Below are 12,398 nucleotides of genomic sequence, written 5' to 3'. Positions count from 1 at the left end.
GGGCCGGCGACGAGCCGGGTCCGCAGCACCTCGTGCCGCTCCACCAGCTGCCGCAGCGCGCCGGCCACGTCGGCGTCGTCGGGCACCGGGATGACGATCGGCATGTTGTACTCGGCCGAGTCCGGCTCCAGCTGGTTCAGGAACCACAGCCGCTGCTGGGCGAAGGACAGCGGCAGCCGGCGGTCGCGCCCGACCGGCACGATCGGCGGGGCGGCCACGCCCGGCGCGGCGGCGTCGACGGCGGCGGCGAGGCCGGCGACGGTCGGGGCGTCGAACACGGCGGCGACGGGTACCTCGACGCCGAGGGCCGCGCGGATGCGGGACACGACGCGGGTGGCCAGCAGCGAGTGGCCGCCGAGGGCGAAGAAGTTGTCGTCGGCGCCGACGCGTTCGGCGCCGAGGATGTCGGCCCAGACGGCGGCGAGGAGCTCCTGGACGGGGCCGGCCGGGGCGACGTACTCGCCGACGGGCGCGGGGCCGGGCGCGGGCAGGGCGGCGCGGTCGACCTTGCCGTTGCGGTTGAGCGGCAGCGACGTCAGCTCCACGAACACCGACGGCACCATGTACTCGGGCAGCCGCTCCCGCAGCCCTTCCACGGAGCACTCGCCGACGACGTAGGCGACCAGGCGTGAACCGTCGGCAACCACGGCCGCCGCGGATACGCCCGCCTGTTCGCGGATCGCGGCCTCGACCTCGCCGGGCTCGATGCGGTAGCCGCGGATCTTGACCTGGGTGTCGGCCCGGCCGAGGTACTCCAGCTCGCCGTCGGGCCGGCGGCGTACGAGGTCGCCGCTGCGGTACACCCGGGATCCGTCTGTTGCGAAGGGATCGGCGATGAACCGCTCGGCGGTGAGGTCGGGGCGGCCGAGGTAGCCGCGGGCGACGCCGGCGCCGCCGATCAGCAGCTCGCCCGCGACGCCGGACGGGACCGGGTTCAGGGCGCGGTCGACGACGTAGAGGCGGGTGTTGGCGATCGGCCGGCCGATGGGGACGGCCCCGGTGACCGGGTCGCCGGCGGTGAGCTCGAAGACGCAGCAGCCGACGACGGTCTCGGTGGGGCCGTACTCGTTGACGATGACGGTGCCGGGCGCGTGCTCGAGCCAGGGGCCGACCTCGGCGGCGGTGAGGGCCTCGCCGCCGACGACGAGGCGGCGGGCGGCCGCGGCCAGCTGCGGCGGGGTCAGCAGGTCGGCGAGGGCGCGCAGGTGGGCCGGGGTGAGCTTGGCCAGGCCGAAGCCGCCGGGGTCGCGGACGGTGTCGACGAGCCCGTCGATGCCGTCGTCGGCGGCGACCATGACGGCGGTGGCGCCGGCGACGAGCGGGACGAGCAGGCTGGTGACGGTGAGGTCGAAGCCGAGGGACGAGTGCACGGGCGCGTCGCCGGCTTCGTAGGCGCGGGCGGCCCAGGCGAGGTAGTTGACGAGGCCGTGGTGGGTGATCTGGACGCCCTTGGGACGCCCGGTCGAGCCGGACGTGTACATCACGTAGGCGAGCTGACCGGGGTGGACGTCGACGGCGGGCGCGCCGGCCGGTTCCGCGTCGAGGGCCGCGCGGACCGCGGGGTCGTCGAGCACCACCGCGTTGCGGCCGCCGGCGACGGTGGCGGCGTGGCCGATGACGACGGTCGCGCCGCTGTCGGCGACCATGTCGGCGCGCCGCCGCTCGGGGTGGCCGGGGTCCAGGGGCAGGTAGGCGCCGCCGGCCTTCCACACGGCGAGCAGGGCGACGGCGACGTCGATGCCGCGCGGCAGGCACAGGCCGACGACCGACTCCCGGCCGACGCCCAGGCCGCGCAGGTGGTGGGCGAGCTGGTTGGCGCGCCGTTCGAGCTCGGCGTAGACGACGACCTCGGTCCCGGCGCGCACGGCGGGGCGGCCGGGCCCGGCGGCGGCCGCGGCGGCGATGAGCTCGTGGGCGCCGGCGACGGCGGGCAGCGGCGCGGCGGTGGCGTTGTCCCGCTCGAGCAGCCGGGTCCGTTCGGCCGCGGTGAGCAGCGGCAGGGCCGACAACGGGCGGGACGGGGCGGCGGCCACGGCGGCGAGCAGCACCTTGAGGTGCTCGACGAGGCGGCGGACGGTGGCGGCGTCGAAGAGCGCGCTGCTGTACTCGACCTCGCCGGTCAGCCCGCCGTCGCCCTCGAGGAGGACGAGCCGCAGGTCGTACTTGGCGCGGATGGTGTCGCGGCGGCGCTGCCAGGCGTCGTCGGTCGTGGGCTGGAAGTCGAACGCGGCCTGGAACAGCGGGGTGCGGGACCGGTCGCGCTCGACGCCGAGGCCGTCGACGAGCTGTTCGAACGGCAGGTCCTGGTGGTCGTAGGCGGCGAGGGTGGCGGCGCGGACGCGGCCGAGGAGCTCGGCGAAGGTGGGGTCGCCGGACAGGTCGGTCCGCAGCACCAGCGTGTTGACGAAGAACCCGATGAGGCCCTCCGTCTCGGCCCGGTTGCGGTTGGCGATGGGGGTGCCGACGACGATGTCGTCCTGGCCGGTGTAGCGGGCCAGCAGGGCGGTCCAGGCGCCGAGCAGGGTCATGAACAGGGTGGCCCCGCTGGCGGCGGCGACGGCGCGCAGGCCCTGCGTGGTCGCCGCCGGCAGTGCGAACTCGACGATCGCGCCGGCGCTGGCGCGGATCGCGGGCCGCGGCCGGTCGGTGGGCAGGTCGAGCACGGCGGCGCCGGCGAGGCGGTCGCGCCAGTAGCCGAGCTGGCGGTCGAGGACCTCGCCGGTCAGCCAGGTGCGCTGCCAGGCGGCGAAGTCGGCGTACTGCACCGGCAGCGGGGCCAGCTCGATCCCCTGGTACAGCGCGGCGAGCTCGCGGCGCAGGATGCCGTCGGACCACCAGTCGCCGGCGACGTGGTGCATGGTGAGGGCGAGCACGTGCTCCTCGGGGGCGAGGCGCAGCAGAGTGGCCCGCAGCAGCGGACCGGCGGCGAGGTCGAAGGGCGCGTCGGCGTCGGCGGCGAGCCACGCGTCGGCGGCCGCGGCCGGGTCGTCGTGCCCGGACAGGTCGACCAGCGGCGGCGCCATCGGGGCCGGCGGGTCGACGACCTGGTGCGGCTCGCCGGCGTCGTCGGTGACGAGCCGGGTGCGCAGCACCTCGTGCCGGGCGACGAGGGCGGTCAGGGCGGCGCCGAGCGCGGCGGTGTCCAGCGGGCCGGGCAGCCGGATCGGGGCGGGCATGATGTACTCCGCGGACCCGGGCTCGAGCTGGTCGAGGAACCACAGCCGCTGCTGCGCGAACGACAGCGGCAGCGGCCGGTCCCGGCCGACGGGCACGATCGGCGGGGCGACCGCGCCCGGGGCGGCGGCGTCGACGGCGGCGGCGAGACCGGCGACGGTCGGAGTGTCGAAAAGCGCCTTCACCGGTACCTCGACCGCGAGCGCCGAGCGCACCCGCGACACGATCTGCGTGGCGAGCAGCGAATGCCCGCCGAGGGCGAAGAAGTCGTCGTGCACGCCGACCCGGTCCACGCCGAGCAGCTCGCCCCAAACCTCGGCGAGGAGCTCCTGGACGGGCCCCTCCGGCGCGGCGTACGCGCGGTCGAGCTCCGGCCGCAGCCCGTCCGGCGCCGGCAGCGCGGCCCGGTCGACCTTGCCGCTGGCGTTCAGCGGCAACGCGGTCAGCTCGACGAAGACCGACGGCACCATGTACTCGGGCAGCCGGAAACCCAGGAACCGCCGCAGCTCCGGCACCGTGGGCATCTCGTACCCGGCCGGCTTGACGTAGGCGACGAGCCGGTCCTGGGCGCCGAGGACGACGGCCGCGGCGACGCCCGGATGCGCGCCGAGGACGGCCTCGATCTCGCCGGGCTCGACCCGGAAGCCGCGGACCTTCACCTGCAGGTCGGCCCGGCCGAGGAACAGCAGCTGCCCGTCGGCGCGCCAGAGCGCGACGTCGCCGGTCCGGTACCACCGCGCCCCGCCGGGCCCGGCGACGAACCGTTCCGCCGTCAGCTCCGGCCGGCCGCCGTAGCCGCGGGCGAGCCCGGTGCCGCCGATGTACAGCTCCCCCGGCACGCCGGGCGGCACGGGCCGCAGCGACCGGTCGAGCACGAGCAGCCGGGTGTTCCAGATCGGCGCGCCGATCGGCAGCTGGGCCGCGTCCGACGACCGCGGCACCGCGAACCACGACACGTCGATCGACGCCTCGGTCGGGCCGTACAGGTTCTCCACCGTCGCCGACGGGTGCCGGTCGTAGAACGTGGCCACGTCGGGGCCCGGCAGCGCCTCGCCGCTGCACACCACGAGCCGCAGCGACGCCAGCCCGTCCGGCCACGGCGCCCGCACGAACTCGCGGAACAGCGACGGCACGAAGTGCAGCACGGACACCCGCGCCGAGGACACCAGCCCGGCCAGGTACTCCACGTCGCCGTGCCGGCCCGGCTCGGCCATCACCACGCAGCCGCCGGCGGTCAGCGGCCACACCAGCTCCCACACCGACACGTCGAACGTGATCGCGGTCTTGTGCAGCACCCGCTCGCCGGCCGCGAGGCCGTACCGGTCCTGCATCCACGCGACCCGGTTCGCCAGGCCGCCGTGCTGCGACAGCACCGCCTTCGGGCGCCCGGTCGAACCCGACGTGTAGATCAGGTACGCCAGCTGGTCCGGCCGCGCCTCGGCCTCGACCGGCCCGGCGGGCAGGCCGCCGTCGTCGCGGATCACGGGGCCGGGGAACCGGTCGTCGCCGATGACCGCCCGGGCGCCGCTGTCCGCGACGAGGTCCAGCAGCCGCTGCAGCGGGTAGCCCGGGTCCAGCGGCAGGTACACCCCGCCCGCGCGCCAGATCGCCCACACCGCGACCAGCAGCTCGACGCCGCGGTCCAGGCACACCCCGACGACCGACTCGCGGCCGACGCCGTGCGCGGCCAGCTGCCGCGCCATCCGGTTCACCCGCGCATCGAGCTCGGCGTAGGTCAGCGACTCGGCGCCGGACACCACCGCGAGCGCGCCGGGCCGCTCGGCGACCTGCCGCGCGAACTGCGACAGCACCCCGCCGGACCACGGCTGCGGTACCGCCGTCGCGTTCCACGACTCCAGGAGCGCCTCGTCCGGCTCCGTCAGCATCGGCACCTGCGACAGGCGCAGGCCGGCGTCGGCGGCGACCGCGGCGAGGACCGTGCCGAGGTGCGCGGCGAGGCGTTCGACGGTGGCGCGGTCGAAGAGCGCCTCGCTGTACTCGACCAGCCCGACGAGGCCGTCGGCCCGCTCCGCGAAGCGCAGGTTGAGGTCGAACTGCGAGTCGGGGATGCGCACCGGGAACGGCTCCGTGCTCGCGCCGGGCAGCCAGACGCGCTCGTCGCCGATGCGGTCCATCGTGAACAGCACCTGGAACAGCGGGTTGCGGTCGCGCCGGCGCACCGGCTGCACGGCCTGGACCACCTGCTCGAACGGCACGTCCTGGTGCGCGTAGGCGCCCAGGGCGGTGCGCCGGACGCGCTCGAGGAGCTCGGCGAAGGTCGGGTCGCCGGACAGGTCGGTGCGCAGCACGAGCATGTTGACGAAGAAGCCGACGATGTCCTCGACCTCGGCGCGGTCGCGGCCGGCGAACGGGCTGCCGACGACGACGTCCTCCTGGCCGCTGTAGCGGGCCAGCACGGCGTTGAAGGCGGCGAGGAGGGTCATGTACATGGTGGCGCCGGCGCGGCGGGCGACCTCGCGCAGTGCGGGCAGGACCTCGGCGGGCACGGTGAACTCGACGAGGCTCGTCTCCGGCGTCCACTCGGCGGGCCGGGGCCGGTCGGTCGGCAGCTCGAGGACGGGGGCGCCGGCGAGCTGCTCGCGCCAGTAGCCCAGCTGGCGGGCCAGGGCGTCGCCGCCGAGGGAGCGGCGCTGCCAGGCGGCGTAGTCGGCGTACTGCAGCGCCATCGCCGGCAGCCGGGCGGGCGTGCCGGTGCGGGCGGCGTCGTAGAGGGCGGCGAGGTCGCGGCGCAACACGAGGGCGGACCACTCGTCGGAGGCGATGTGGTGCCAGCGCAGGCCGAGCACGTGCTCGCCGTCGCCGAGGCGGATGAGGCGCGCCCGCAGCAGCGGGCCGGCGGACAGGTCGAGGCGCTCCACGGCGTCGGCGTCGAGCCGGGCGCGGGCGGCCGCGCGGGGGTCGGGCGCGTCGCTGAGGTCGTCGACGCGCAGGTCGAATCCGGACGGCGGGTCCACGATCTGGTAGCCGCGGCCGTCGTCGCCGTCGACGAGCCGGGTGCGCAGCATCTCGTGGCGCTCGGCGAGGGCGTCCAGGGCCGCCCGCAGCGCGGCGACGTCGAGCTCGCCGCGGACGAGGACGGCCTCGATGTTATGGTACTCGATCGAATCGGGGTCGAGGCGCGTCAGGAAGTACAACCGCTGCTGTGCAAACGACAGCGGCAGGGGGCCGGTCCGCGGGACCGGGGCGGGGGCCGGTGCCTCGACCCGGGCGGCGCCGCGCTCCACGATCCGGGCCAGGCCCGCGACCGTCGGGTGGTCGAAGATCGTGACGAGCGACAGCTCGACGTCGAGGGCCGCGCGGATGCGCGAGGCGACCTGGGTGGCCAGCAGCGAGTGGCCGCCGATCTCGAAGAAGTTGTCGTCGGTGCCGACCTCGTCGAGGCCCAGGACCCCGGCCCAGATGCCGGCCAGGATCTCCTCGGTCGGGGTGCGCGGGACGCGGTACTGCTCGGCGAGGTCGGGCCGGACGGTGTCGGGGGCCGGCAGGGCGCGTCGGTCGGTCTTGCCGTTGGGGGTCAGCGGGAGCTCGTCGAGGCGCACGAACGCGGACGGCAGCATGTGCTCGGGCAGGGTCCGGGCGAGGTGCGCGCGCAGGTCCCCGACCGGTGGGAGGCCGGCGGTGGCGTCGGCGGCGACGAGGTACGCCACGAGCCGCGCTTCGCCGCCGTCGGCGCGGGCCACGACGGTGGCGGCCGCGACCCCGGCGTGTTCGAGCAGTGCCCGCTCGACCTCGCTGGTCTCGATCCGGAAGCCGCGGATCTTCACCTGGTCGTCGGCGCGGCCGAGGAACTCGATGCGCCCGTCGTTGCGGCGGCGCACGCGGTCGCCGGTGCGGTACAGCCGGCCGCCGTCGGCTCCGAACGGGTCGGCGACGAACCGCTCGGCGGTGAGGTCGGGGCGGTTGCCGTAGCCGCGGGCGAGGGCGGGACCGGCGACGTACAGCTCGCCGGCCGCGCCGACCGGGACCGGCTCCAGCGACGGCCCGGCGACGTACAGGCGGAGGTTCGGCAACGCGTGGCCGAGGGTGAGGGGCCCGTCGCCGAGGACGGTGGTGGCGACGCCGATGGTGGTCTCGGTCGGGCCGTAGTGGTTGACCACGGCGCGCTCCCCGGCCGCGGCCAGCACGTCGGCGACGAGCGTTGCGGGGGCGGCCTCGCCGCCGAGGACGAGGGTGCGGGCGGGCAGGAGGCCGCCGATGCCGGTCTGGCGGGCGAGGGCGGCCAGGTGGGACGGGACGATCTTGAGGTAGTCGATGTCGTGCTCGGCGATGTAGGCGGCGATCGCCGCGGCGTCGGTGGCGATGTCGTGGCCGGGGGCGTGCAGGGTGCCGCCGGTGGCGAGGCTGACGAACATCGTGGTGTTGCCGAGGTCGGTGGCGATCGGCTGCAGGAGCAGGTACCGGTGGCCGGCGCCGCCGAGGCGGGCCGGGCCGGCGACCGCGTGGACGTAGTTGAGGACGCCGCGGTGGGTGACCCAGACGCCCTTGGGGCGGCCGGTCGAGCCGGAGGTGTAGATGACGTACGCGGGCTGGTCGGGTCGCACGGTCACGCCGGGCGCGACCGCGGGCTCGGCGGCGATCGCGGCGGCGGTGAACGGGTCGTCGACCGCGACGGTACGCAGGCGGCCGGCGGGCAGCTCGTCGAGGGCGTCGCGGGTGCCGACGACCACCATGGCCCCGCTGTCGCGCAGCATGTACGCGAGCCGCTGCGGCGGGTACCCGGTGTCCAGCGGCAGGTAGGCGCCGCCGGCCTTCCACACGGCCAGCAGCGCGACGACGGCGTCCGGCCCGGCGCCGAGGCAGAGCCCGACGACGGTCTCCGGCCCGGCGCCGAGGCGGCGCAGGTGCTGGGCGAGCCGGTTCGCCCTTCGGTCCAGCTCGCCGTAGCCGAGCGCGATCCCGCCGGCGACGACGGCGGTCGCGTCCTCCCCGGCCCGGGCGGCGATCAGCTCGTGCAGGCCGCCGACGGCCGGCACGGGCACGGCGGTGGCGTTCCACCCGTCCAGCTCGCGGCGCTCGGCCGCGGTGGTGCGGGGCAGGCGCGACAGCGGCGCGGCCGGGTCGGCGACGACCGCGGCCAGCAGCATGAGCAGCCGGTCGCACCAGCGCCGCATGGTGGCCTCGTCGAACAGCGCGGTGCTGTACTCGATCGCGCCCGACAGCCCGCCGTCGACGTCGTCGAAGATGAGCCGCAGGTCGAACTTGATCGAGATCGGCGACGGGATCTTCGCCAGGGTGATGCCGACGGCCGACTCGACCGGCGCGGCGGCCCCGCCGACGTCGCCCTGGTTGTAGTTGAACAGCACCTGGAAGATCGGGGTGCGGGACCGGTCGCGCTCGTCGACGAGCGCGTCGACGAGACGCTCGAACGGCAGGTCCTGGTGGGCGTACGCGTCCAGGGCCACGCGCCGGATGCGCCCGACGAGCTCGGCGAAGGTGGGGTCGCCGGACAGGTCGGCCCGCAGCACCAGGGCGTTGACGAAGAACCCGATGAGGTCCTCCGTCTCGGCGCGGTTGCGGTTGGCGATGGGCGTGCCGGCCACGATGTCGTCCTGGCCGCTGTACTGGGCCAGCAGCACGGAGTACACGCTGAACAGCGTCATGAACGTGGTCGCGCCGGCGTCGCGGGCCAGCGCCCGCAGGCCGGCCGTCACCTCGGGCGGCACCGTGAACTCCACGCGGGCGCCGGCCGAGGAGCGCACCGGCGGCCGCGGCCGGTCGGTGGGGATCTGCAGCGCGGGGGCGCCGGCGAGCCGCTCCCGCCAGAAGTCCAGCTGCCGGCGCAGGACGTCGCCGCTGAGCCACTGCCGCTGCCAGACGGCGAAGTCGGCGTACTGCACGCCCAGCGGCGGCAGCGGCGACGGCCGGCCCTCGTGGTAGGCCCGGTAGAGGGCGGTCAGCTCCCGGTGCAGCAGCCCGACGGACCACTCGTCGGACACCACGTGGTGCGAGCACAGGCTGAGCACGTGGTCGCCGTCGCCGAGGCGCAGCAGCCGGGCGCGCAGGAGCGGCCCCCGGGCGAGGTCGAACGGCTCGACGGCGTCGGCGGCGACCCAGGCCCGGGCGGCGGCCTCCGGGTCGGCCTTCCCGCCTTCGGCATCGGCCTTCCGGCCTTCGGCATCGGCCTTCCCGTCTTCGGCATCGGCCTCCCCGCCTTCGGCATCGGCCGTATTGCTGAGGTCGGTCAGCACGAGACCCACGCCGGTGGCGTCGTCGATGACCTGGTACGCGCGGCCGTCCGCGTCGCCGAGCAGCCGCGTGCGCAGCACCTCGTGGCGGCCGGCGATGGTGTCGAGCGCGGCGCGCAGCGCGTCGACGTCGAGCGGCCCGCTGATGCGCAGGGCGAGGGGCTCGTTGTACTCGGCCGAGTCCGGCTCGAGCTGGTGCAGGAACCACATCCGCTGCTGGGCGAACGACAGCGGCAGCTCGCCGTCGCGGGGCACGGCCACGATCGGCGGCGCCACCTCGCCGCCGTCCGCGCCGTCGACGAGCGCGGCGAGCCGCTCAATCGTCGGGCCCTCGAACAGCGCGGCGAGCTCGAGCTCGACCCGGAAGCGGTTGCGCACCCGGGACATGACCTGGGTGGCCAGCAGCGAGTGGCCGCCGAGGTCGAAGAAGTCGTCGGTGACGCCGATGCGCTCCACGCCCAGCAGCGCCGTCCACAGCTCGGCGAGGGCGGTCTCGGTCGGGGTCCGCGGCGCCTGGAAGCTCGCGGCCAGCTCGGGCCGCTCGGCCTGCGGGTCGGGCAGGGCGCGGCGGTCGACCTTGCCGTTGGGGTTCAGCGGGATGACGGGCAGCACGACGTACGCCGACGGGACGAGGTAATCGGGGAGCCGATGGCGCAGGAACGCCCGGATCTCGCTCGCGCCCGGGGCCGGCTCGGCGACGAGGTAGGCGATGAGGCGGCGGTCGGAGGCCTCGCCGCGCGCGACGACGACGGCGTCGGTGATTGCCGGGTGGGCGAGCAGCGCCGCCTCGACCTCGCCGGGCTCGATCCGCACGCCGCGGACCTTCACCTGCTGGTCGATGCGGCCGAGGTACTCCATCTGCCCGTCGGTGCGCCAGCGGACGAGGTCGCCGCTGCGGTACATGCGGGCACCGCCGCCGCTGAACGGGTCGGCGACGAACCGCTCGGCGGACAGGGCGGCCCGGCCCGAGTAGCCGCGGCCGACGCCGACGCCGGCGATGTACAGCTCGCCGGGCACGCCGACGGCGGCCGGGCGCAGGTTCGCGTCGAGCACGAAGGTGCGGACATTGCCGATGGGCCGGCCGATCGGCGGCAGGCCGGTGTCGCCGCGCTCGCAGATCGCCGACGACGCCTCGATCGACGCCTCCGTCGGGCCGTACAGGTTGCCGATGACGGTGGTCGAGTTGCGGGCGTAGAAGCGCGTCACGTCCTCTGTGGACAGTGCCTCGCCGCTGCAGTACACGTAGCGCACGCCGGGCAGGTCCCCCAGCGCCGGATGCTGGGTCAGCAGCCGGAACAGCGACGGCACGCAGTGCAGCGCGGTGATCCGCCCGGACGCGAGCAGGTCGATGAGGTAGTCGAGGTCGCGGTGCCGGCCCGGCTCGGCGACGACGCACTCGCCGCCGACGACGACGGGCCAGAACAGCTCCCACACCGACGCGTCGAAGCTCAGCGGCGCCTTGTGCAGCACCCGCTCGCCCGGCCGCAGCTGCCACACCTCCTGCATCCGCACGAGCCGGTTGACCACGCCCCGGTGCCCGACGAGCACGCCCTTGGGCTGACCCGTGGAGCCGGAGGTGTAGATGACGTACGCCAGCTGGTCGGGCCGGGTCACGGCGCCCAGCGGCGTGCCCGGCTGGGCGTCGATCGACGCGCGGACGACCGGGTCGTCGATGACCGACACGGTCCCGACCCGGTCGGCGAACGCCGGGGCCCGGGCCGCGCTGCCGATCACGACGGCCGCGCCGCTGTCGGCGACCATGTACGCCAGCCGGTCCGGCGGATAGTCCGGGTCCAGCGGCAGGTAGGCGCCGCCGGCCTTCCAGATGCCCAGCAGCGCCACCACCATGTCGAGGCTGCGCTCCAGGGCGATGCCGACGACGACCTCGGGCCCGACGCCGAGCACGCGCAGGTGCCGGGCGAAGCGGTTCGCGGCGGCGTCGAGCTCGGCGTAGGTCATCGACTCGGCGCCACAGCTCGCGGCGACGTCGCCGGGGGTGCGCCGGGCCTGCGCCTCGAACAGCTCGTGCACGCCGTCCGCGTCGGCGGCCGGCACGTCGGTGTCGTTCCAGTCCCGCAGCACCAGGCGGGACTCGGCCGCGTCGAGCATGGCCAGCTCGGACAGGCGCGCCGTGGGGTCGCCGGCCAGGAGCGTGCGGAGGTGCCCGAGCAGCCGCTGGGCCGTCGTTTCGTCGAAAAGCTCGCGGCGGTACCGCAACAGAGCCTCGTCGCCGTGACTGACCAGCGCCACGTCGGGGGCCGCGACTCCCTCGTCGGCCGTCAGTACCTCGCATTCGAGCCCGCCGGCCCACCGGCCCGCCCCGAGCCGCCGCTCGCGGGCGCCGGGCGCGTCGAACACGACCTGAAACGAAGGCCGCCGACCGGCTCCGTCCCGGTCGGCGGCGCCCTCTCGCAGGCGTTGGACAAGATCCTCGAGGCGTGGATCGTCGGACAGGTCGGCGCGCAGCGCTCTGAGCTCGCCGGTGTCCGGGTCCGCGACGCCGATGGTGAGGTCGGACTGCCCGGCGTACCGGCCGAGCAGGACCACGAAGGCGGCCAGAACGGTGTCGCGGCCGGCGCCCAGCGGCGGGTCGGCCCGGACCTCGGCGATGCTCGGGTCCCGGCCCGCGGAGCGCGGATGGTCGGTGGTGAGCTCGAGGGTGTACCGCGGCGCGGCGGCGGCGGGCTCGACGCTGGCCGCGGCGTCGGCGGCGTGCTCGACGCTGGCCGCAGCGGCCTCGGTGTCGGCGCGCTCGACGCTGGCCGCGGCGTCGGCGGCAGCGTGCTCGACGCTGGCCGCGGCGGCAGCGTGCTCGACGCTGGCCGCGGCGTTGGCGGCGCGCTCGACGGTCTGCCCGGCTCGGGCGGCGGCGTAGGCGGCGGCGATCCCGCCGTGGTCCCCCGCGAGCTCCAGGCGGTGGACGCCCGGCCCCTCGGCCTCGAGGACCGCTCCCGTCTCCAGCACCGACATGAGGGCGGGAACATCCAGGTCGCCCGTCAGTCGCAGTACGGTCCGCAT

Annotated in this window: 1 protein-coding gene (running past one end of the window); it reads right to left on the bottom strand. The window is 75.8% G+C overall.

Features of this window, described 5'->3' with window-relative positions; translation table 11 throughout:
- A protein-coding gene (locus ACPPVO_RS25915; protein ID WP_426513741.1) for a non-ribosomal peptide synthase/polyketide synthase crosses the window boundary here: on the bottom strand, window positions 1–12,398 show its start. It extends 51,424 nt beyond the left edge of the window; only the first 12,398 of its 63,822 coding nucleotides appear in the window; its start codon is at window positions 12,396–12,398; its stop codon lies off the left edge, out of view.

The sequence above is a fragment of the Dactylosporangium sp. McL0621 genome (assembly GCF_049995355.1).
Lineage (GTDB): Bacteria > Actinomycetota > Actinomycetes > Mycobacteriales > Micromonosporaceae > Dactylosporangium.
This window is presented reverse-complemented; position numbering and strand designations above follow the sequence as displayed.